Origin of the sequence: Dysgonomonas sp. 37-18 (assembly GCF_001899125.1) — a bacterium.
Classification (GTDB): domain Bacteria; phylum Bacteroidota; class Bacteroidia; order Bacteroidales; family Dysgonomonadaceae; genus Dysgonomonas.
Genome location: NZ_MKVC01000010.1, coordinates 149282 through 173601 on the forward strand (window position 1 = coordinate 149282; position 24320 = coordinate 173601).

Below are 24320 nucleotides of genomic sequence, written 5' to 3' on the forward strand. Positions count from 1 at the left end.
CAGTTATTTCAAGAAATCATCAAAATAGCGAGTTATATGCTCATGCAGATGCACTCTATCACGCCCTATCATATTGTGACCATGCCCCGGATAGATGAAGAAGTCGGGATGCGTTCCTTTCTTTATTGCAGAATTTAGGAATTGAAGGCTTTGTTGCATCACTACTGTCGGGTCTTCGTCTCCATGTATAAGCATCAAGCGTCCTTTCAGATCTCCCGCACGTGCTACCATACTTGTTTCTTTATATCCTTCAGGATTTTCCTGTGGACTATCCATATATCGTTCGCCGTACATCACTTCATAATATTTCCAATCGGTAACAGGTCCACCCGCTACACCTACCTTGAAAGTCTCGGGATGACGAAGCATCAGATTGAGAGTCATAAAACCACCGAAACTCCATCCATGAACGCCTATCCTGACAGTATCTACGTATGGCAAAGATTTCAAGTATTCAACACCTGTCATCTGATCCTGAGTCTCTATAACACCAAGTCTGCGATGTGTGATATTCTCAAAATCTATCCCTCTATAACTTGTACCTCTGTTATCGATTGTAAAAACAATATATCCCTTTTCGGCCATATATATATCCCAACCCCTCGCCTGACCAAGCCATGAGTTATCTACCAATTGCGAATGCGGACCTCCATAGACATAAACTATTACAGGGTATTTTTTGTTCGGATCAAAGTTCAGAGGCTTAACAATGCGATAATACAAATCGGTACTATTATCGTTGGCTTTCAACGAACCTAAAGTAATTTCAGGCAACTCCACATTCTTGTAAGGATTCTTAGCTGTATGAAAGATATAGGTTTTATTTGTTTTAGTCTCCGTAACGCCAGCTTTACCCGGATTGTTTTGTGAAGTATAAATATCACATACGTATTTTCCCGAAGCACTCAGCATGGCATTGTGCACACCTTCTTCTTTCGACAGTTTTTCTCTCTTTCCGGTTTTGAGGTTAAGCTTATAAATATGCCTTTCTATCGGGCTTTCCTCGGTGGATACGTAGAATATAGTTTCTCCTTTTTTGTCAAACCCGAGAACAGAAGTGACATCCCAATTTCCCGTAGTGATTTGTTTTAGCAACTTCCCGCTAATATCGTACAGATACAAATGATTGTGCCCATCACGTTCACTTTGCCAAATAAATTTATTCGGATCATTTTTCAAAAATAGAACAGGATTTTCTGGTTCTACATATTTCGGATGAGTCTCTGTAAATAATGTCGTCTGCAGTTTTCCCGTCAAAGCGTCGTAGCTTCTTAGCACACATGTATCCTGCCCTCTGTTTACTTCTGCTATATAAACACTCTTTTCATCGGGACTCCAAGATATATTTGTCAGATATTTTTCTTTCGGTGTACCTGTTTTAAGGAATACTGTTTCCTGAGTTGCAGGGTGAAAAACACCGACTGTGACATGATGGCTTTTCATTCCTGCCATCGGATATTTTATATTTTTCAGTTGAGCAATACGAGTCGAAACATCGACCAAAGGATAATCTGTCACCATTGTTTCGTCCATACGGTAAAAAGCCAGAAGGTTCCCTTTAGGAGACCAAAAAGTGCCTTTATTTATTCCAAACTCATTTCTATGGACAGATTGTCCGTTTACAATACCCTTGTCAGTATCGGTTGTGACATCATACTTTTTCCCGTCAGGAGTTTGTACAAAAAGATTATTCTCTATCGTGTATGCCAAATTGTTACTTTTATCTGACAGGTCGTGATTCTCCATTTTTTCTGTAGAAGAAAAAGTTCCTGCCAACTTCTTATTTACAAAATCGTACAAATAGATCTTTTCGGGAGAAACGATCATCAAATTGTTTGACGTTGCAGAAACAAACTGAACGTAAGTTAAACTCTTAACGCTCTCTCCTTCGCCCAAACCACTATTGGCATTAATATCCTTAACTGTAAGTAAAACCTGAGCTGTTTCCTTTTCCGTATTAGGTGCTATCATGATAGAATCCCCCTTAACGTAGGTAAGTTTATCACCAGCCCAACTTACCCGGCGAGGCATTTCGGCACGATACTTGCTGTACGTTTTACCTCCCGGAATAAGGTCTTCGAGAGATAAAGGAATTTCTTGACTATAAGATTTCATAGGAAACAATATGCTTATAAGAAGAAAAAAAAGAGAACCGAATGATTTCATACAATATCAATTTGTTTTTTTACGAGCAAAGATAATGATTTTAAATGTTTTCGTTTCTTACAAAGAGCATATAATAGTATACCAGATAAGGGAAAGAAAAGACAATAACAAGAAAAAGATCAAGGGTTAAAGATCAAATATTCTGAATATAAACGACTCTTTTTCAGTCCAAATCTATTTTAACAGAAAGAAACAAGTTCATCAGCCTTGCTTAAATTAGTTTTTTTTAGAACAATTTTATTTTTTTAAACGTTTAAATAATAAATAGTATCTTTACACGTTCAAAATATCAAGGGGAAGATATATAACTTAACAAAATCAGGAAGAATGTCTATCTATAATGCATTACGCTACATAGGAATCGTTACACTTTGCGCTACAGTAATGATATCCTGTGACAAAAAAGCGACATCGAAATATGAGATATCCGGAAAACTGGAGAATCTTACAGGGAATTATTTCCTAATGTCTCATGAAGTCGGCGACTCCGTTGTTATAGATACAATTCCGATAAATGCAAAAGGAGAATTTTCGTTCAAAGGAGCGGTTGACACACTTACAGAAATGTCCCTTTATTTCAATCAGAACACAAAAAGCACCTATATACTTGTAAACAAAGGATGGGATGTAGAACTAAAAGGAGATGCATTATACCCCGACTTGATAAACGTGAAGGGTGGAGATGTGAATGATGACCTCACAACATTTAAGAATCAAAACAAAGAGTTGCTAAAGAATCGGGCGGACATCTTGATTGCTGCCGACAGAAAAAACTCAGACAACAATGATACCCTCAAAGTTAAAGACTACGTAGTAGAATTAAAAAATATAAACTTCGAATTATCGAACATTGCAGCTAACTATATAAAAACAAATCCGGAAAAGATAGCAAGCGTGATGTTAATCAACACATTTTTCAAAGACGAATCATCTATTCCCCGCCTCGATGAAAACCTCGCTTTACTAAAAGGAAAAGCGGTTGACTTCCAACTGACAGCCGACCTAAAACAATTTAGAGATAAAGTAAAACGATCATCGATCGGAGCAATAGCACCGGTTTTCAACCTGAAAGATGCAAATGGAAAAAATGTACAGCTGTCCGACTTTAAAGGGAAATATGTGCTATTAACATTTGCTTCTACAACTTGTGAAGTGTGCAAGTTAGAAAAAAAGGATGCTGTAAAGGTTTATAACGAATTGAAGAAACAGAAAAAGAATATCGAATTCATATCCATAATCAAAGATATAGAAGATGAACCGATATCAAAGAGTTTCACAGATTCTGTAAAATGGACGATCATACCCGTAAAAGGCGGATGGTCTGCAAAGGAATTCGATACTTATTATATACGCGAGATACCATACAATGTACTTATATCGCCTTCGGGTAATATAACCGACAGAGATTTCCCCGTTACCGCTTTAATAAAAAAGATGGATGAGCTGGTTGATTCCGGCAAATAGTCGTTAACACTTAAGGATTCCTTTTTTTTCCTTATATTTGTGTAGTACTAATAAAAGTACAACTTTACTACTATATACAATATAATAGATGTTGGTCAAAATTTTTGGAGCTGCTGTTCAAGGAATAGAGGCTACACTTATCACCATAGAAGTTAACTGCTCGAAGGGAATTAAGTTCATGCTGGTTGGGCTACCTGATGCATCAGTGAAGGAGAGCCATGAACGTATTATTTCGGCATTGCAAGTAAACGGATACAAATTCCCAAGACAACAAGTCGTCATAAACATGTCTCCTGCCGACATACGCAAAGAAGGCACAGCTTACGATCTGCCTTTAGCTATCGGAATATTAGCGGCATCAGACAGTGTAAAGCCGGACAAACTTGAAGAATACATAATAATGGGAGAACTTTCTCTCGATGGTAGCATACTCCCCATTAAAGGTGTTTTACCGATAGCCATAATGGCTCGAACAATGGGATTTAAAGGAATTATATTGCCGAATAAGAATGCACGGGAGGCAGCAGTTGTAAATAACCTCGAGGTATATGGTGTAGACAACATCAAAGAGGTAGTAAACTTCTTTAATGGAGATCACGATCTGGAAAAAACAATCGTAGATACTCGCACCGAGTTCTATAATGCCCAGCAATTATTCGATTTCGACTTCTCGGACGTAAAAGGACAAGAAAACGTAAAGCGAGCATTGGAAGTTGCCGCAGCAGGAGGTCACAACCTCATTATGATCGGCCCTCCCGGTGCAGGAAAATCGATGATGGCTAAACGAATGCCTTCCATCCTACCTCCATTCACCCTGCATGAAGCGCTTGAAACAACAAAGATACACAGCGTAGCCGGAAAAATAGGCACAGAAACAGCACTGATGGCTCAACGTCCGTTCCGCAGTCCGCATCATACAATTTCTGATGTAGCACTGGTTGGAGGCGGGGCATATCCTCAGCCGGGAGAAATAAGTTTGGCTCACAACGGAGTATTATTTCTTGACGAATTGCCAGAGTTCAGCCGAAGTGTGCTCGAAGTAATGAGACAGCCGCTTGAAGATAGAAGAATAACCATATCACGCTCAAAGTTTACAGTGGAGTATCCTGCAAGCTTTATGCTGATTTCTTCGATGAATCCGTGCCCATGCGGGTACTACAATCATCCCGAAAAAGAATGTGTTTGCCCCAATGGAGTAGTACAAAAATATCTGAATAAGATATCGGGGCCATTACTCGACCGGGTAGATATTCATATAGAAATAGTACCAGTTCCATTTGAAAAAATATCGGATAAAACCCCTGCTGAGGCAAGCAACCTTATTCGAGAGCGGGTAATTGTTGCTAGAGAACACCAAAGTAAACGCTTCGAGAATGAAGAAGGTATCTACTGCAATGCTCAGATGACACCCAAAATGCTCGCTAAATATGCTTCACCCGATAACGAGGGATTGCAATTATTAAAAACAGCAATGGATCGATTCAATTTATCAGCAAGAGCATACGATCGCATACTAAAAGTGTCTCGAACCATTGCGGATCTGGATAATTCTGAAAAAATTCATTCAAAACATTTGGCAGAAGCAATAAATTACCGAAATTTGGATAGGGAAACGTGGGCGAGTAAAAAATAAATTAATAAATAAGTAATACTAAAAATCTAGATCATGACTTTTACCGAATTAAGTAATTCCATTTTTGTGCAAGTAATAAATGATTACCATAAGGCAGATCATGTTGATACTCCAATAAACAACCCGTTTGAAGAAAAAACTATCGAGTATTTCCTATACCTCAAAAATTGGATTGATACAGTTCAATGGCATCTGGAAGACATTATTCGCGACCCTGAAATAAACCCAACAGAAGCTCTAAAAATAAAAAGAAGAATAGATACGTCGAATCAGGACAGAACTGACTTGGTTGAATTAATCGACAGCTATTTCCTTGATAAATATAAAGACATAAAGATACAACCAAATGCCCGTATCAATACAGAAAGCCCGGCATGGGCTATCGACCGTTTATCGATACTTGCTCTCAAAATATATCACATGCAGCAAGAGGTAGACAGAAAAGATTCGGATGCAAATCATCACGAACAGGTTTCTAAAAAATTAGATATACTGTTAGCCCAGCGTGAAGATTTATCCACAGCTATTGAAGAATTATTAGAGGACATAGAAGCAGGAAACAAGTATATGAAGGTATACAAGCAAATGAAAATGTATAACGACCCTGCTCTTAATCCTGTTTTATATGGAAAAGAATCAAAATAACCTAACACTAATTTTGCAATTATGGCTAAAGTATTAGTAATCCGCACTTCCTCGTTTGGGGATGTTGCAATTCTTGTACCTGTCATTTTTTCTGTTGCAGCAAAGTACCCTCAAGACCGTTTTTCGGTAATGACGCGTAAAGCTTTTGCCCCTCTATTCGAAAACTTAGGCTTCAACATTAATGTTATTCCGGTAGACGTTACCGGCAGACACAGGGGCATAGTAGGAATGTTCAGAATAATCAGGAGGGTTGCAACTCTTGGTTTTTCTCATGTCGCCGACGAACATGATGTCCTGAGATCTAAAGCCATCCGTTTTTTTATGAAAATGACAGGACGTAAAGTGGCTTATATAGACAAAGGGCGTAAAGAAAAAAGAGAAATGATTGCTAATAAAAACTTACAGCCCCCTTTAAAAAGTACTATCGAACGATATCAAAAAGTATTTGACGATTTGGGATTTCCTGCTCCCATGATTTTTACGAATGTATTACAGTTTATACCCAAAGACTTTTCTAGCTTAAGGGCTATAGCTACCGAAAAAACGGGGAAATGGGTTGGAATTGCTCCTTTTTCTAAGCATAAGGGCAAAATATACCCTCTGGAAAAAATGGAAAAAGTAATTGAGAAACTATCCAAAGAAGGGAATATTACTATATTTCTGTTCGGTGCAGGGAAAGAGGAAGATAGAGTTCTGTCTAAATGGGCTAAAATGTATCCAAATACAGTAAATACAATGGGGAAATTAAATCTGGAAAGAGAGCTTATGCTTATATCATATCTGGATGTAATGCTCTCAATGGATTCTGCAAATATGCATCTGGCATCTCTTGTTCAGGTTCCCGTAATATCAATCTGGGGTGCAACACACCCGTCGCTAGGATTTTATGGTTTCAATCAGGACTTAGACAATGCTATTCAAATAGATATTGAATGTAGACCCTGCTCGGTATATGGAGACCTACCCTGCCAACGAGAAGATTATGCTTGCTTAGAGAGAATTTCGGAAGATATGGTCGTATCCCGTATCCATAAAGAACTGAATAAAAAAGAATCATGAAAATAGCTATCCTATCACCATTTTTTCCCTACAGAGGAGGAATTGCCCAATTTAGCGAGTTGCTCTACAGAGGGCTATCGGGAAACAATGAGGTGAAGGCATTTTCATTTACAACATTATACCCTAATTTTCTATTCCCGGGAAAAAGCCAATATGTCCCTGACAATGAATATTCGGATATAGAAAGCTGTCGTACACTGAATAGCATAAACCCTGTCAGCTATATAAAAACAGCAAAGGAAATAAATAAATACAAGCCTGACATACTGATTATCTCCTATTGGATGTCATTTATGGTGCCTGCCTACAGCTCTGTTTGCCTGATGCTAAACAAGCAGATAAAAATAGTGTCACTTGCACACAATGCGATTCCTCACGAAAAACGAGTTATAGATAAGCCTCTTACAAAACTATTTTTCAATAGATGTGATGCTTTCATCGTATTAAGTGAAACAGTCAGGAAAGATGTATTATCGCTTTGCAAAGGGGCAAATATATTTTTACATCCGCATCCGATATATGATAATTATGGCGAAACAATAGAAAAAGAGCCAGCTTGCGATAAACTGGGAATAAGAAGTGACAAAAAGAATCTTTTATTTTTTGGTCTCATCCGAGAATATAAAGGCCTCGACTTACTTATAGAAGCAATGGACTACCTTGACGATAGCTTCCAACTTATCATATCCGGAGAAAGCTATGGCGATTTTGAAAAGTATAAAAAACTCATAGAGAAGTCTCGATTAAAGGATAATATAAAAGTATTTGAGCAATATATTCCGGATAATATGGTCGCCACTTTTTTCTCGGCAGCAGATGTTTTAGTATTACCTTATCGGTCTGCTACACAAAGTGGGGTTACTGCGATTGCCATACAGATGGAACTCCCTATAATAGCGACACATGTAGGAGAACTAGGAAATAGTGTAAAAGATGCACAAATTGGAGTTGTAGCACCAACTGCAACCAATACAGACATTGCCGAAGCTGTATTGGAATTCTTTTCGGATGAAAAGAAGATCTCTATTTATAGGGAAAAAATTAAAGAAGAAAAGAAACGATTATCCTGGAAAAGCTTCATCCAATTTACCGAATCTTCTTTATCCCGCTTGTAACATCTGCCTTCTAGTGCACTCCTAACAATCCAAATGAATTTTCCTCGGCTCGTTATAGGCAAGAATGATTATTGAGTTTCATAATCCTGTTTGCGTTTAAAATAAGTATCCTACTGAAATATACATATTTCTTGTTCTGGCTTTTCCATCATTATATCCGGGTGCAAAATTTCTCAATCCGCGATCGTATCCTATAGCCAAAACATATCTGTCGTATTCGGCATTAACACCGCCACCTAATCCCCAGTCAAATTTTCCGACACCAATACCGAAGAAGTCTTCTTTTTTTCTAAATTCTTCATCGTCATAGACATATGTCCAATGCGTTTTGCCGCCTAAGCCATATGCCATAAAAGGTCCTGCATGAAACATCAAACGAAAATCCCTGTTTATAGGCCAGAGGTAACCTACATGAAGCGGTATTTGTAAATAAGCAGGCTTATCGTTATTAATAAAATAGTGACCCGGAGCATCTGATGTCGCCTCTACATATTTTTTGCCTTTAGAACCTTTTACTGTGTATTCCATACCCGTTATCAAATACATTTTATCTGATAATCTGAAATCTACCGTCACGCCTATATTGAAGCCAACTTTGGCATAACTGTCCAGCTCACCTCTTGGCACTCCATCTTGTCCGGAAAGGTTTATCCCGGCTCTTACTCCTACAATCGCTACATTATCTTGTGCATTTCCGGCTGTTACTAGCAAAAGCATTACAGCTAATAGTTTTGTTGTTTTGTAAATTGCATTCATTATTATAACACATTATGTTAAGATTTTGTCAAAATAGTCAATCGTTTTAATTAACCCATCCCTCAGTTGCACCTTCGGTTCCCAGCTTAGCTTTTCTTTTGCTAAAGTTATATCGGGTCTTCTCTGTTTAGGATCATCACTAGGTAAAGGCATAAATATCAGTTTCGACTTTGAACCTGTAAGTTCGAGAATGAGGGTTGCAAGTTCAAGCATTGTGAACTCTCCCGGATTTCCTGTATTTACAGGACCAATAAAAGAGTCGTCGGTCGCCATCATTCGGGTCATCGCTTCAACAAGGTCATCTACATACTGAAAGCTTCTGGTCTGAGTGCCATCACCATATATCGTAATATCTTCTCCCTTGAGTGCTTGCACAATAAAATTAGATACAACCCTCCCATCATTGGGGTTCATATGAGGTCCGTAAGTATTAAATATGCGTACAATCTTTATTCTCACTCCATTCTGACGGTGATAGTCCATAAATAAGGTTTCGGCACAACGCTTTCCTTCATCATAGCAAGAACGTATCCCTATCGGATTTACATTTCCCCAATAAGATTCGGGCTGAGGGTGTACATTGGGGTCGCCATATACCTCACTTGTAGAAGCTTGTAGCACCTTTGCTTTCAGGCGCTTTGCCAAACCAAGCATATTGATGGCTCCTACTACAGACGTTTTTATTGTTTTTATCGCATTGTACTGATAATGTACAGGAGAAGCAGGGCAAGCCAAATTGTATATCTCATCAACATCCGCATGAAAAGGATGAACTATATCATGTCTGATTAATTCAAAATATGGATTATCTAAAAGATGTATGATATTATCTTTTGAGCCTGTAAAATAATTATCTAAGCATAAAACTTCATTCCCATCTTTCAAAAGTCTTTCACAAAGATGTGAACCAATAAATCCCGCACCACCGGTGACCAATATCTTTTTGCGATTCATTATTTTACAGAAATAGCTGTTATTTAATTTATTCTAAAACACAAAGAAACAAAAAACTTGACGAATGTAGTTTTTTTATTGAAAGAAAAACTACCTAAAGTACAGTTTTGCAATAGTTTGAATTTATCAGATTCTATTTATGAATTTGATCAGCAAGTTTTCTTATTATTTTATAAAGTTATACGTATCTAGAGTATATTTACTCCTATTTACCGGATACTATTTTTTTTATCTCATTCAGTTTATTTAGAGCCTCCATTGGTGTCAGATTGTTTACATCTAATGATTTAATTTCATCTCTTACCTGGCTGAGAACAGGGTCATCAAGTTGGAAAAAGCTTAGCTGATACCCTTCTCTGTTTTCTTTAATATCTTTAATCGGTTTCGATATACCTTGTTTGCGATTATCCGATTCCAATTGCTTTAATATCGAATTGGCTCTTTTAACAATGCTTTGAGGCATTCCCGCCATCTTAGCCACATGTATACCAAAGCTATGTTCACTTCCTCCGGGAACAAGTTTACGGAGGAATATAACTTTATTGTCTATTTCTTTAACCGAAACGTTGAAGTTCTTTATCCGCTTAAAAGATTTTTCCATCTCGTTCAGCTCATGATAGTGCGTTGCGAACAAGGTTTTTGCTCTTGCTTTAGGATGTTCGTGAATGTACTCAACAATAGCCCATGCAATAGAAATACCGTCATAGGTACTTGTTCCACGCCCTAATTCATCAAACAAAACAAGACTTTTAGGCGATAAGTTATTCAAAATATCAGAAGCCTCGTTCATCTCTACCATAAACGTAGACTCACCTACAGAGATGTTGTCAGAAGCTCCTACACGAGTAAATATCTTATCCACCAATCCTATTTGAGCCGATTCGGCAGGGACAAAACTTCCGGCCTGTGCCATCAGTGTAATAAGTGCAGTTTGACGAAGCAATGCCGACTTACCCGCCATATTAGGCCCGGTAATAATTATTATCTGCTGCTTGTTACTATCCAGAGATACATCATTGGCAATATAACTTTCCCCAAGCGGTAACTGCTTCTCTATTACAGGATGACGACCGTTCTTTATCTTTAAAACATCCGTATCATTTATCTCGGGACGGATATATTTATTCTCTTTTGCAACTTTGGAGAAAGAAAGTAAACAATCGGTCTGAGCAATAAGACTTGCATTTGCCTGTATTGCCGGTATATACTCTACAATACTAAGGACAAGCTCATTGAATAGATTAGATTCCAAGGCCTGAATTTTCTCTTCGGCTCCCAGTATCTTTTCTTCATACTCTTTCAGTTCCTGAGTAATGTAGCGCTCTGCATTTACCAACGTTTGCTTGCGTATCCAGCCTTCAGGGACTTTATCTTTATGAGTATTTCTGACCTCAATATAGTAGCCAAATACGTTATTAAAACTGATCTTCAGAGATGATATACCTGTAGCTTCAGTTTCTCGTTGTTGTATCTTTAATAAGTAATCTTTTCCGGAGTAGGCTATATCTCGAAGTTCGTCCAGTTCCGGGTTTACTCCTTTTCTTATTATATTTCCTTTATTAATCAGAGAAGGGGGATCGGGTTGCACTTCTTTTTCGATACGATCATGTATCACCGGACAAGGGTTGAGCCTTTCTCCTATTTCCCTCAAGCTTGGTTCGTCCGAAGCCAAAAATGCATTTCGTATCGGTTCTATCGCTTTCAGTGCCACCTTAAGTTGAACGATTTCGCGCGGAGAAACTCTGTTTACGGCAACCTTAGATATAATTCGTTCCAAGTCTCCGATCAACGCAAGCTGTTCTTCGAGCAAAGTTTTCAGTTCAATATCCTTAAAGAAGTATTCTACAACGGACAAGCGGCTATTGATAGGTTTTACATCTTTGAGCGGGAATACAAGCCAGCGGCGAAGCATGCGTGCACCCATTGGAGAGACTGTCTTATCCAAGATATCTAACAGGCTTTTGCCTCCTTCATTCATCGTTGAGATAATTTCAAGGCTACGCACTGTAAACTTATCCAAACGCACATATTTATCCTCCTCTATACGAGAGAGAGATGTTATATGCCCTATCTGAGTATGTTGAGTAACATCCAGATAATGAAGAATTGTCCCTGCAGCAATAACTCCGTTTGTCAGATGCTCCACACCGAAACCTTTCAGATTGCGGGTTTCGAAATGCTTCAAAAGGCGACCTTTTGCTGTATCTTCGGTAAACACCCAATCGTCGAGCTCGAAAATAAAAAAACGAGAGCCAAACGACTCTTCAAACATTTTTTTCTTACTTCTCTCTAAGAGCACCTCTTTAGGAGAAAAGTTTGTAAGTAGTTTATCTATATATTCTTTTGTACCCTCTGCAACGAGAAATTCTCCGGTAGAAATATCCAAAAAAGAAACTCCACAGGTGTTCTTTGCAAAGTGAATGGCACAAAGGAAATTATTCTCTTTATGATTTAGTATATTATCATTAATAGAGACCCCGGGGGTAACAAGCTCGGTAATACCTCTCTTTACAAGGGTCTTCGTTTGCTTAGGGTCTTCCAATTGGTCACAAATAGCGACACGCCTTCCGGCACGTACCAACTTTGGCAAATATGTATCCAATGCATGGTGTGGAAATCCTGCCAATTCTACAAACTGAGCAGTACCGTTTCCTCTACGCGTAAGCGTGATTCCCAATATCTCGGCAGCATCGATAGCGTCATCCGAAAATGTTTCGTAAAAGTCTCCTACTCTGAACAATAATATAGCATCAGGATGCTTGCTCTTGATCTCAAAATATTGTTTCATCAGTGGGGTTTCAGCTACCTTTTTTGACACAGTATTTATATAGTTTAGATGTTTTTATGAATCAATTATAAGAAAACAAAGATAGAAAAAAATAAATGAAAGTGTGATGAATCTTTATTTTGGCTTCGAAAAACGGAGTTAAAACTTATTTGTTTTTATCTTTTTTTAAATCCTCTTAGGGTTTAATCGCTATCAGGTTCTGCATATCATTATTCATTTTATTTAACCATAGAAATATATTCTAAAGGAAAATATATATTATATTTGTAGCTGTTTATAGAAAAAGAAAAAATGATGAAACGGTATATAAAGAAGTGGGTAGCTACTCATTCTTTGCAATTTATTTTAGGTATCTTTATCGTGGCAGTGAATACTTCCTGCTGCATAACAGGATATTGCCAGATAGATGAGAATCAGCAATATGCCGGATCGAAAGAAATAAACAAAGAAAAATAATATAAATAGAATGAGATTATTATTACTAGTATTGATCGCAGGAATCTCGCTTACAACTTATGCTCAAAACAGCAGTAGTAAGACAGAGGAACTTGCTAAAACAGAAAACAAAGTGAAAACAATACATTTAAACAAAATAGATTTTTTAAAGAAAGTGGCTAACTACGAAGCCAATCCGAACGAATGGAAATACTTAGGAGACAAACCCGCCTTAATAGACTTTTATGCAGACTGGTGTGGACCATGTAAGGCTGTAGCTCCTGTTTTGGAGGAATTAGCAAAAGAATATGATGGAGAAATATATATTTACAAAATAGATACGGAAGCAGAGCTTGAGTTATCAGCTCTATTTGGAATCAGAAGTATACCAAGCCTACTGTTCATACCGATGAACGGAACGCCACAGATGGCACAAGGTGCCCTCCCTAAAAATGCCCTAAAAGAAGCTATAGACAAAGTTTTGTTAGAAAAGGAATAAAAGACTTTCGTATATGACATAAAAAAAGGACTTCAAATTGAAGTCCTTTTTTATATTTTGTCAATATATTACTCCCACTCGATGGTTGCCGGTGGTTTTGAAGATATATCATAAACGACACGATTTACACCTTTCACCTTATTGATAATCTCATTAGAGACTTTAGCTAAAAACTCATAAGGCAAGTGTGCCCAGTCGGCAGTCATAGCATCTGTAGATGTTACGGCGCGTAAAGCAACTGTATTCTCATAGGTACGTTCATCGCCCATTACTCCCACCGAACGGATTGGCAATAATATTGCTCCGGCCTGCCATACTTTATCATACAGACCCCATTCGCGTAGCATAGAGATATAGATATCATCAGCATTCTGAGCAATCTCGACCTTCTCGGGAGTAATATCGCCAAGGATACGAATTCCAAGACCCGGACCCGGGAACGGATGACGCTTGATAAGATTTTCCTTCATGCCAAGCTCAAGACCTACACGACGCACCTCATCTTTAAATAACAGGCGAAGAGGTTCTACCAACTTCAAGTGCATCTTTTCTGGTAAGCCGCCAACATTATGATGCGATTTGATTACTGTTCCTGTTATCGACAAAGATTCTATAATGTCAGGATAAATAGTACCCTGCCCCAACCATTTTATATCAGTGAGCTTATGTGCTTCTTCATCAAAAACATCAATAAAGCCTTTACCTATTATCTTACGCTTTTGCTCAGGATCAGTAACACCTGCAAGAGCTTTATAGAAACGATCTTTAGCATTAACGCCTATCACATTAAGACCAAGATGCTCATAATCTTTCAAAACGTTTTCGAATTCATTCTTACGAAGCAAGCCATGATCAACAAACACACACGTAAGGTTTTTACCGATTGCCTTATTCAAAAGGACTGCCGTTACTGACGAATCTACTCCTCCCGAGAGTGCAAGTATCACTTTGTCGTCTCCTAATTGCTCTTTGAGTTCTGCGACAGTAGTATCGATAAAAGAAGCAGGTGACCAGTCGCGCTTCATCTTACATATATTCAAGAAATTACTCAACAAACGTGTACCATCTGTTGTATGAAAAACTTCGGGATGAAATTGTACAGCCCATGTAGGCTCTCCATCTATTTTATATGCTGCAGCCTCTACATCACCTGTACTGGCTATAGTTTTAAAATCGTGAGGAAGAGATGTTATTGTATCTCCATGCGACATCCAAACCTGCGTACCTGCTTGTATTCCATCAAACAGAGGCTCTGAAGAGTCTATTTTGGCAAGATGAGCTCTCCCGTATTCGCGAGAGTCGCTTTTCTCTACTTTTCCGCCCGATGTATAAGCCAAATATTGTGCTCCGTAACAAATACCCAGAACAGGATAGTTTTTTCTTATTTCACTAAGTTCAGGTTTAAACGCATCAGAGTCGTTTACCGAAAATGGACTCCCCGAAAGAATAACTCCTTTTACAGTTTCATCTCCGAATGGAAATTTATTGTAAGGCACTATCTCGCAGTATGTATTGAGTTCTCTTACTCTGCGACCAATAAGTTGGGTGGTTTGTGACCCGAAATCAAGAATAATGATTTTTTCGTGCATAAATATAGATAAGTAAGGGATGTTTATTTAATGCGCACAAAGATACATCATTTTTTGCTCTTACTAAAGAGCTATTTTATTTTTTTACGATCTTGAAACTTCTGTGTCATATTACCTTTTGATGTTTGGGTAGGATGCTATAGTTTCTGATGAGAAAATACGTATGTTGGTTATCCTTTAAATGACAAATGAGATATTTGAAAAGGGCTAGTACATTGAGACAACATATTATAGAGCAAAAATAAAAAGCCTTTCATTTCTGAAAGGCTTTTTTTTAGTGATCCCGCTGGGAGGGGTCGCATATCTTGAAATCGGCTATACAAGCCAGTTTGTATGATGTCTAAAAAGTAGTCCTTGACTCTGGCTACGATTGTATTTCGCTATTTTTCTGCTTACTTCACAACGTCTTGTGGCGGTAGTGTAAAGGTACTAATTTTTCTGATACATCAAACTTAAGATAAACATATTTGTTTATCTTTGTAAAAAGTGATGTTTATGAATAATCTTATCGAAATAATAAAAGGTATTCATCCTGGAAAGTTTATTGAAAGGGAGTTGAAGAAAAAGAATCTCACTCAACGTGCGTTGGCTGAGGAAACGGCTATTCCCTTTCAAACCATAAATGCAATTATAGCGGGTAGGCGTAACTTAACTACTGAACAGGCTCTTAAAATAGATCAGGCTTTAGGATTTGAAGATGGCTTTTTTGCTATTCTACAAACGCACTATGATATAAAGCAATACAAGGAACAAGAACTTGCAAGCCTTTATACAGAAGCCCCTCGCATCCGCAAGTCTTTATTCTGGGATGTTGATTTTAGTAAAATCAATTGGGGGAAATACAAAGATACTGTTGTCAAACGAGTTTTTGAGAGAGGAAGTAAAGACGAAATTGAGGAAATTACCCGATACTATAATCTATCAACTAAATAAAATTTGAATAATGGCTACCAAACTACATTATGAGACCGTTACACCCTTGTTGAGAAGGGTTCTCGATGATATTATGGCTAATTCTATATTTGATCCGTTCTATTTAGTTGGTGGTACTTCCTTGAGTTTACGTTTAGGGCATAGAATATCGGTTGATATAGATTTGTTTACCAATGCTCCTTATGGTAGTTTGGATTTCTCTGTTTATGAGAAATTCTTTCAAGACAACTATCCATATTATTATTGTACGGATAAAACAGATATCGTTGGCTTTGGACGGTCATATTATATTGGAGAATCGAAAGACGAGAACATAAAGGTCGATTTGTATTATCATGACGAAATAATCAATCCTTGTGATATTATTAACAATATTCGTATTGCTAGTCTTGATGATGTTGTAGCCATGAAAGTGGACGTTATTTCTCGTGGTGGTCGCAAAAAGGATTTTTGGGATTTACACGAGCTTTTAAATACTTATACGATCTCTCAAATGCTTGATATACATCAACAACGGCATGAATATACTCATGATCGGGAGCAGATTATTGCTAATTTTACAGACTTTACTTCTGCGGATGAAGATATTGATCCTATCTGTTTGAAAGGGAAAGAGTGGGAGCTGGTGAAATTAGATTTTGTGGAGATGTTGTGATGAGGCTACAAACTATCTTTCAATATCCCATATGCAGCCGCAATTCCACCAACCGAAGCTTGTAGGATTCCTTGAGCGATACCTGTTGAATCCCCAGTAACAAACAACGAAGGAATATTAGTTTCCATGTCTTGACTCAGTTCTATTTCATCCCAAAGACTTTCTAACTCCAACCCTAATACTGAAATCTGCGCTAATACATTAGACAAAGGTTCTTTTATTTCTGATATTCGACAAAACTCTGTTATTAATTCTTCTAAAGAGTTGCAAAAACCGATATGTTGTTCTTTGCTCGGAATTAATGAAGCTAAATTACCGACACCATAGATTTGAGAATTAAACTTAGCTAAATGTTCATTACTAAGTTTTGTCACTTTTCCTACTTTAAAATCATTGTAACTCTGCAACACAGGTTTTCCTTTGTGAGTGGTATTTAACTCGATATATGGTAATATTACATTATTTTCAATCCAATCATAATCATAAAAGTTTCCAGAAGAGTCCCTTAGCTGTGATAAAATAGCAAAATTAGACAATGGAGATGGTGTTTCATCATCTGTTATTGAATGACCATCAATAAGCATAAATCCTCCATGATTTGCATGTTTTATTCTACCTCCAATATCCCCCGCACTAAAACAAAACGTTTTATACTTATATCCATTATGATTTAAAGAAGTTTTAAAATCGGGATGAATATTGCAAACCTCTTGTAATATATAGTTAGGCATCATAAAACGAAAACCAATAGAAACCTGAGGCGGTTTTGATACGATATTTATTTCTCTCGCAAACTGTTTCATTTTGCGAAATCCAGCCCTCCCCATACATAGGACTACTGTATCAGCATATATCTCTTTATGTTCTCTTTTTTCTTTATAAGAAACACTAAATGTATTATTCTGCTTTTCAATATTTGTTACCTCACAATTAAATAAGACTTTTACATTTGGTTTATTTGATAGTTTCAAACACCACTCATCTAAAATCCCTTTAGCTTTCTTAGAATGTAAGATACTTATAGGATACTCTTTTTCAATAAACAAACTATTCTCTTTTGATGGAGTGATGAATTTTAATACATCATCGGAGAAATATGATAAGGCTAGACTTTGAAATTCCTCACTTCTGCTCCCTCCTAAAGTATTAATCAGCCTTTTCCCTGAGGGGAAACAGGAGAGTTTAACAGTATCTCCATAGTGAACGGAGCCACCAAAACCTGAGATTGTCTTGCAAGGGGAGCAATTTGTGCATATACCCATACTATCCACAGAACATAGTCTTGCTTTATGACTAGCTCCCTGTTCGATAATTGTTATTTGTCCAACAAATCCTTTGTTTATTAACGTTATGGCACATGATATACCAGATATGCCTGCACCTATTATTAGCGCATTTTCTGCCATAATTATTTTAAAGTAACAACTAGAGCAGCAGCGGCTAGAAGAATACCAACAATAGATATTATTATTGTAAGCGTTTGCATTAATCTTTTTTCGTTTTTTAGACTCTCTATGTCTTTTTGAACTTGATGTATAATACTAATACTTTTGGTTACAGGTAAATAATGCATAATTTTTTCTTTGTGTTGATATTTATCTTTTTCTGAATATGGGTTCAGAGTTGGTTCTACTAATTTATGGAACTCAATAGTTGCATAATGTGTTCCTTTTTGTAATTCAATCTTTTCACTTGAAGTATTAAACAAAAGACAAAACAAATTTCCTTTAAAACCAGGGTCTACTTGAGGACCATTTGATAAAATCAAGCCTTTACAAAACATACTTACAGTTAAATCAAATCGTCCGGCTATAGAAGCAGGCATACTCACTCTTTCTTGACTTCCAACTACAATAAAATCTCCTGGATGAATAACAATATTGGGTTCATTATCCTTAAGTTCTTTTATTTGTCCATTTTGGAAATAACTATCTCCTAACGTTAAATCGAAAGAAGCCGCAGATATATTCTTTTCATAGTTTATCATAAATTCTGACTCTACAAGCGAACAATACTTGATAAATAGCTTAATTATTTGTGAAGGCAAAATACCACCACTATTCTTATTGTTCCATGACCATACAATTAAATTAACAACCTCTTTGATATCTTCGCCTCGAGTGGTTATTATCCCATAAAGAGAATGCTTTTGATATTCTCTATCTGAGTTGTTTCTTTCTACCACATTTTGACGGTTTATAGAGCTACCTCTTGCTATTAATCTTTGCTCTAATATTGAATCAGTAGCATCTAAGAAGAATGAGAGAAAGTCACGCTTAATTCCACCTATCTTTAATGGATTGCTTGTCGATTGAGGCGTAATAATTAGAATTGGTATCTTTCCGTTATCTATTACCTCTTTAATATGATCTTGAGAAATTGAATAGTATTCATTACGATATTCAGCTTCAATAATAAACTCCCCTCTGCCTCGTCTTTCTCCAAACACCTCTTTTGAAATGTATTCATAGTTAAAGTCGTCATCTCTTGGTTCACGAGTTGTTAAAGCTTTTACTATTTGAAATCGTCCATCGAATGAGCACAGAGCTTGAGCAATACTAGATTTTCCAGATGCACTAGTCCCTGTTAGAATAATTCCTGTGTAGTCCATAAACTTATATTTTACGGTATATATATATCATTTCTTTTTCTAATGTAGTCCATTTACTGTTATGAGTTCTTCGTAAAGACGGAACAACACGTTCAATTTCCATTTCTTTTGTCATACCCTGTTCGTCCTCCAGTTTAGCCATTACTTTTTGAATAATTTGCTTCCTGTCAATATTCTTCTCGTTATCAGAATTAAATGAAGGCATAACGTAGCACAATAAACCTCCTGTTTTTAATGTTTTTATAATATTCTTATTTGCATCACTCATTCGATTATAATAATCTTGAAGTGTGTTTTTCACATTTCGCCTATATCTTGCACCAATCTCTCTTTTACGATGCTCATTTAAGTCCTCTCCATAATAGTAATATGCTAATCTTTGAGATGTAGTGTAATCAATCATATTAGGGTATGGAGGCGAAGAAATAACTATATCTATAGAAGAATCTTCAATAGATACTATTTCAGATATATCATTGTTTGATATAAGTTCTTTGTTTTTAATATTTTCATAAAAAGATGAATATTCATTTGGCAACAAACTTATAGTTTCTTTTATATCCGATATCAATCGATTAACACTAGACAAAAATACTTTACATACATCAACTTCTCGAATTTGGTATAGCTTGGGCAACATATTATCTGCAATACAACTCATACCTCTGTCTTGATTGGATGATGAGTTTAACAATGAAGAAATAACAATACTATATATAGAACTAATCAAGTTATCCTCTTGTGTATTTTTTAGTTGAATCAGGAAACTTATAGCATTAAAATTATCATCAGAATACCATTTCTTAAATTCATCTATATAAGGGTTACTCTCCTTTATGAGATAATTTTCTTGGTTATTGTAGCTCGCTATATCATTTTTTATCTTTTTTTGAATATTAGAGTGATTTATAGTAGGGTCAAAAAGATTATAGAGAGTCTTAACAAATTCATAAGATATCTTAGATACATCATTAGCATAAGGAATTCTTCCTTGAATCAAGGTTTGAAAGAAAGTTGTACCAATTCCCATAAAAGGATCAAACACCTTAGCTCCCGGAAGTGTCAATATTTCAATAAGCGAATATGGTATTTCAGGAATGTAAGTAGCTGGATACCAATGATATTTCCTTGAGTTAAATGGTTGAACTACATCTTTAAGAATAGGAGGTTTTGGATAAAACGACCAATTTATATTATTTAAAATAGGTTTAACGTCTCTTACATCCTTAATTAGAGGTTTGTCCATACGTGATTTCTGAGTATAATTTATGTTCAATAATTTGGGTGTCGTCTAAAAAGTTAATCAAATACTCTTTGACTGTTTGTTTTATATTTTCTATATTTTCCGGCTTTAAAGACCCATTTCCTTCAAAAGCATCTAAATTTATATATTCTTTGTTTTTTAATAGGATAGCTAAATGCAGGTCTCTAGAAGAATAACCCAATTCATAACTTTTATTGTTAGACGTTTTAATATCAACTTTCCTGTTTGTTTTGTTAATATCAAGAATAGGATGTACTCCAATAATTGGGGATTTCATCTTATATTTATTATACTTTACTATTGCCTCATCTCTCATTGACGTTAACATAGCTTTATGACTAGACAACTCGTTATCAACTAGCAAATTGAAAATCTTATCTTTAATATCAAAACTAAGTCTTAATTTTTTTTCTTCTGCGAAATATGTAAGCCCCTTTATGCCTCTAATAATAGCTTGTTCCTTATCTGATAAGTATACCGTTTGTACAACTTCTGGTTTAATAAGGGAAGATATACTCTTCTCTACAATCTCTCTTTCTTTAATATTTAAAAAATCACGATATTTTTCTGTTTTTATAGTCGTATATATCGCAATACATCCATATAATTGTCCACACATTAAATTGGAAACAATATTGGATACATCAGACGAAGTTTTAGATAATTTATCTAGCAGCTGAAAATCAGCATCATACCATGCAAAACCAATTTCTTTATCCTCTTGTCTCTGAAATAATTCAAAAGCTTCTGTTAACATATATTTAGCAGAAAATTCTTCTGGATTGAGTAGTAAAAATTTATAAAATGATTCCCTTAAGTTTATCCATTCTTTTATTAACGGAATATTTTCTTCATCTATTCTCAATTCGTTATTTTCTATCCAGATCGCTTTAGCTAATTTAAGAGGTAATTCCTTATTGTTGAATATTCCCATATGATAAGCTAGTCTACAGACATTATCAATATTGTCTAAATCCATTGTCCCACTTAAGAGCTTCCCCAATTTTCCTTTGCCATTAATGATATCTCCAATTTCCTTTATATCTTCTTCTCTAAGTTTTAATTCTTTAATTTTATTGAATAGCTCTTCTAATCGTCCAAAGTAGATGGGTTCAAAAGATGCAGCTCTATATTGGTATGCTTCATGCTTTCGTCCCGTAGCTGCATCATAAAACATACTTTCAGGCTTGACTCCTTCAACATATTCAAGACTATGTCCAAATGCAGCATTATATACATCATGAAAGATTGTAGCTAATACAAATAGCATTTTTTCATGAGGAGATATATCATATTTACCGTTGTCTAAATTCGTTAAGGCAAGATGACATGTACCCAAAGTGTGTTCGAACCGATTAATATTTGCCCCACCAGTTAAACATAGAGAATTAATATTACATAATCTTAATTCTCTAAGCCTCTGAACTTCCGGTGTAAATATCACATGCCAAGCATATTCTGGCAGGTATATTGCTCCATATAGCACATCATATATGTATTTTTTTTCGTACATTTTGTTTTTAGTCACTGTATAATACAAAGATAAATTTTTATTCTTAAGTATTTTATCGATATTTGGAATAAATATCTCATATTCTAAAGCTCTTATCCCGTTTCTTTTCCTCTTCTTGCTTCTGCTGTATATCTGATTGATTTATTGACTCACTAGTATGGTTTATTGATTGACTAGGTTGCTGACATACTGAATTCATGACATCATGTTGTAATGAATTAGTGAGTTCATCCATTCGTTCTTGCATCTTGATTTGTTCTGTGATAGAGCCATTCTTCATTGTATTACAATACTCAAAGGTTTCCGTTAGCAGTCTATCATAGTTGAATATACTATCAAATCCTTGTTCTACCTGTCGGAATAGACTCGTCCTATCAAAACCACCCTTAACTGTTCCTTTCTTCGTGTTCTTATGATTGGTTAAGGGTGATAATTTTTTCTTATTCGATTGGTCTTTTCGGCTGACTATAACATGGCAGTGCATGTTTCCCCCTGTATTCTCTGATCTGTCTCTGTTAAAGTGAATCTTCCCATAAAACTTAATATCTTGTGCTGATAAACCTTTATTGAAGTTCTTAGCATATTCAGGTATAAAGACCTCCCGAATATATCTTCTCATAGCTTCGGCTTGTTCCTGCTCTGTGGTTCCCATTGCTTGTAATTCTCTAGTAGATGGGCTGACATGAATAGCATAAAACTTAGCATCCCCTTTAAGTAGTTGGGCTTTGTTACTATCTATATCTTTCACAACTTGTGATTTATAGAGAGTTTCTTCTGAGAGATTAAAGAAGCCTTCGGTATAAATACCTTTCTCCATCCGTTCTAAATCCTCATGTTCCAAATATTGGGCTAGCCGTTTACAGCTTCCTGCATTATTGTATGTTCCTTTGGATGATGGTGGAAAATCTATATTCATTTGTGTAAGTGTTATTGCTCATTTATGAGATTGGTTATTTCGGCTTTTATGTTTTCTTTTCGTTTTCCATCCATTAATCCTACTGTAGCTAGTTCTGAATAGAGACTGATAAGTTGAAGTAATTTCTTATTATCCTTCTGCTGATTCTTATAAATTGCTGATAGTTGTTTCCCTTGATTGTTGATTGCATCTGCATGTCCTGTAAACTTATCACTCAACATCCTTAACAGATTGCTCTGTCCTTCCTGATTCGCTTTAAAATGGGTGAGAATAATATCTTCCATTGACTTTACTATCTTATCAAATCTACTAGCTATTGAATTACTAGTCCGTATCATTGGGTTAAGCTGTTCTTCTTCGTAATGTCGGATAAAACGAATAATATCATCTTGTCTTTTATTGATCTTCCTTAGTTCGGCTTTTGTTGATTCAGGTGCTTCACTCGGATTGATATTTGCCTTATCCATATACAGAAAAGCGAGTTTTGTAATTTCTCCTTTTTTCAGCGAATAGCGTTTACAGAGTTTCTCAATTAGCCTATCTGTTTCTTTGTCTATGGCTATGGTGGTAAAGATGGTTTTTCTATTCTGTTTTTCCATAGTTATAACTATTTTATAGTTATTCATATATCTAACTTGCTTAAATAGAATTGTGTAACAAATTCGGTTATAGCAAGTGTTATAACAGTGCTTTTTAATAAAGCACTAAAGCCGAAGGCTTTGCCCCGAAGGGCAAGAGGAGAACAGGACGATAGTCCAGTTCCCTCTTGCTCAATTTAGCTAAACAATCCGAAGCGGTTGAGCGAGGGTGTTTCTGCTAAATGCGGAGCCTTTAGGGAGGGTGATGGACTAAACACAGCTCTCACCCTTTTGCTTCATTCTGCTTAGATGAGTAAATGCAGAATCATTTCAAGATATTGCCATCTTCTATACCTTTGTTGAACATCACTATCTCTTTCTTCGAGGCATAGGATTGGATAAAATCTTTCACATCAGCCATGCGATAGAAAGTCTTTCGTCTGACTAGAAAATAGCGAAGTTGTCCACTATCCCGATAACGTTGCAAAGTCCGATAACTCACTTTGAGAAGAAAGGCGAGATCTTGATTATCCAATAATTTATCTTCATTATTAAATGCTTCTCCTGTAGCCATCATTACTTTTAGGTCGCTACCTATAATTGTAAGCTTCTTGAATAGTTTCTCCATCCATGATAGAAAGTCTTCATTGTCTAAATACATAATTCTTTGTTTTTGAAATTAATAATTGATTAATTCCAATCGATTGGTAAAGCAAAGAACTGACAATTGCAGACAGAAAAATAGAG

General features: G+C 36.2%; 21 protein-coding genes. 9 read left to right on the top strand and 12 right to left on the bottom strand.

Annotated features, from left to right (window positions below; translation table 11 throughout):
• Positions 1-3 precede the first annotated feature (3 nt).
• A complete protein-coding gene (locus BGO84_RS04445) occupies positions 4-2115 on the bottom strand; it encodes a S9 family peptidase (RefSeq protein ID WP_291027932.1) in 2112 nt (703 codons plus the stop codon).
• 378 nt (positions 2116-2493) lie between these two features.
• On the opposite strand from BGO84_RS04445, the gene BGO84_RS04450 reads away from it, so the two are divergent.
• The 5 genes from BGO84_RS04450 to BGO84_RS04470 all read left to right on the top strand — a co-directional run bounded on the left by BGO84_RS04450 (position 2494) and on the right by BGO84_RS04470 (position 8082).
• Positions 2494-3630 carry a TlpA disulfide reductase family protein gene (locus BGO84_RS04450; RefSeq protein WP_291027933.1) on the top strand — a complete coding sequence of 379 codons (1137 nt, stop codon included), beginning with the start codon at positions 2494-2496 and terminating at the stop codon, positions 3628-3630.
• Between the two features lie 88 nt (positions 3631-3718).
• Positions 3719-5263, top strand: a complete 1545-nt coding sequence (locus BGO84_RS04455) for a YifB family Mg chelatase-like AAA ATPase (RefSeq protein ID WP_291027934.1) — start codon at positions 3719-3721, stop codon at positions 5261-5263.
• 33 nt (positions 5264-5296) lie between these two features.
• On the top strand, positions 5297-5908 hold the full coding sequence (locus tag BGO84_RS04460) for a DUF4254 domain-containing protein (protein WP_291027935.1): 612 nt from the start codon (positions 5297-5299) through the stop codon (positions 5906-5908).
• A 21-nt stretch (positions 5909-5929) separates the two neighbouring features.
• The gene (locus tag BGO84_RS04465) at positions 5930-6967 is read left to right on the top strand and encodes a glycosyltransferase family 9 protein (RefSeq protein ID WP_291027937.1); all 1038 of its coding nucleotides are present in this window, start codon (positions 5930-5932) and stop codon (positions 6965-6967) included.
• A complete protein-coding gene (locus tag BGO84_RS04470; RefSeq protein ID WP_291027939.1) occupies positions 6964-8082 on the top strand; it encodes a glycosyltransferase in 1119 nt (372 codons plus the stop codon). The genes BGO84_RS04465 and BGO84_RS04470 overlap by 4 nt, the downstream gene beginning before the upstream one ends.
• A 96-nt stretch (positions 8083-8178) precedes the next feature.
• On the opposite strand, the gene BGO84_RS04475 is transcribed toward BGO84_RS04470, so the two are convergent.
• From BGO84_RS04475 to mutS, 3 genes are all read right to left on the bottom strand, one after another.
• Complete coding sequence (locus BGO84_RS04475) at positions 8179-8838, bottom strand: porin family protein (protein ID WP_291027940.1); 660 nt, start codon at positions 8836-8838, stop codon at positions 8179-8181.
• 12 nt (positions 8839-8850) lie between these two features.
• Positions 8851-9792: a UDP-glucuronic acid decarboxylase family protein gene (locus tag BGO84_RS04480; protein WP_135105468.1), complete on the bottom strand. Its 942-nt coding sequence runs from the start codon at positions 9790-9792 to the stop codon at positions 8851-8853.
• Between the two features lie 205 nt (positions 9793-9997).
• The gene (gene mutS, locus BGO84_RS04485) at positions 9998-12580 is read right to left on the bottom strand and encodes a DNA mismatch repair protein MutS (protein WP_291027942.1); all 2583 of its coding nucleotides are present in this window, start codon (positions 12578-12580) and stop codon (positions 9998-10000) included.
• A gap of 291 nt (positions 12581-12871) precedes the next feature.
• On the opposite strand from mutS, the gene BGO84_RS04490 reads away from it, so the two are divergent.
• Both BGO84_RS04490 and trxA read left to right on the top strand, forming a co-directional pair.
• Positions 12872-13036: a hypothetical protein gene (locus BGO84_RS04490; RefSeq protein ID WP_167755448.1), complete on the top strand. Its 165-nt coding sequence runs from the start codon at positions 12872-12874 to the stop codon at positions 13034-13036.
• A 10-nt stretch (positions 13037-13046) separates the two neighbouring features.
• Positions 13047-13514, top strand: coding sequence for a thioredoxin (gene trxA, locus BGO84_RS04495; protein ID WP_283685454.1), 468 nt, complete (start codon positions 13047-13049; stop codon positions 13512-13514).
• Positions 13515-13582: 68 nt separating this feature from the next.
• Here the strand turns inward: trxA and guaA are convergent, their stop codons facing one another.
• Complete coding sequence (gene guaA / locus BGO84_RS04500; protein ID WP_291027944.1) at positions 13583-15103, bottom strand: glutamine-hydrolyzing GMP synthase; 1521 nt, start codon at positions 15101-15103, stop codon at positions 13583-13585.
• Between the two features lie 495 nt (positions 15104-15598).
• On the opposite strand from guaA, the gene BGO84_RS04505 reads away from it, so the two are divergent.
• A complete protein-coding gene (locus BGO84_RS04505) occupies positions 15599-16036 on the top strand; it encodes a HigA family addiction module antitoxin (protein WP_291027945.1) in 438 nt (145 codons plus the stop codon).
• 10 nt (positions 16037-16046) lie between these two features.
• Positions 16047-16691, top strand: a complete 645-nt coding sequence (locus BGO84_RS04510; RefSeq protein ID WP_291027947.1) for a nucleotidyl transferase AbiEii/AbiGii toxin family protein — start codon at positions 16047-16049, stop codon at positions 16689-16691.
• A gap of 5 nt (positions 16692-16696) precedes the next feature.
• On the opposite strand, the gene BGO84_RS04515 is transcribed toward BGO84_RS04510, so the two are convergent.
• The 7 genes from BGO84_RS04515 to BGO84_RS04545 all read right to left on the bottom strand — a co-directional run bounded on the left by BGO84_RS04515 (position 16697) and on the right by BGO84_RS04545 (position 24234).
• Positions 16697-18097, bottom strand: a complete 1401-nt coding sequence (locus BGO84_RS04515; RefSeq protein WP_291027949.1) for a hypothetical protein — start codon at positions 18095-18097, stop codon at positions 16697-16699.
• 2 nt (positions 18098-18099) lie between these two features.
• Complete coding sequence (locus tag BGO84_RS04520) at positions 18100-19302, bottom strand: hypothetical protein (RefSeq protein WP_291027951.1); 1203 nt, start codon at positions 19300-19302, stop codon at positions 18100-18102.
• 4 nt (positions 19303-19306) lie between these two features.
• Positions 19307-20548, bottom strand: coding sequence for a hypothetical protein (locus tag BGO84_RS04525; protein WP_291027953.1), 1242 nt, complete (start codon positions 20546-20548; stop codon positions 19307-19309).
• Positions 20529-22079, bottom strand: coding sequence for a hypothetical protein (locus BGO84_RS04530; RefSeq protein WP_291027955.1), 1551 nt, complete (start codon positions 22077-22079; stop codon positions 20529-20531). Before BGO84_RS04530 ends, BGO84_RS04525 begins: the two co-directional genes overlap by 20 nt.
• Positions 22080-22155: 76 nt before the next feature.
• A complete protein-coding gene (locus tag BGO84_RS04535; protein ID WP_291027956.1) occupies positions 22156-22995 on the bottom strand; it encodes a DUF5712 family protein in 840 nt (279 codons plus the stop codon).
• Between the two features lie 11 nt (positions 22996-23006).
• Positions 23007-23594, bottom strand: a complete 588-nt coding sequence (locus BGO84_RS04540; protein ID WP_291027957.1) for a BfmA/BtgA family mobilization protein — start codon at positions 23592-23594, stop codon at positions 23007-23009.
• A gap of 304 nt (positions 23595-23898) precedes the next feature.
• A complete protein-coding gene (locus BGO84_RS04545; protein ID WP_291027958.1) occupies positions 23899-24234 on the bottom strand; it encodes a helix-turn-helix domain-containing protein in 336 nt (111 codons plus the stop codon).
• Positions 24235-24320: the final 86 nt, after the last annotated feature.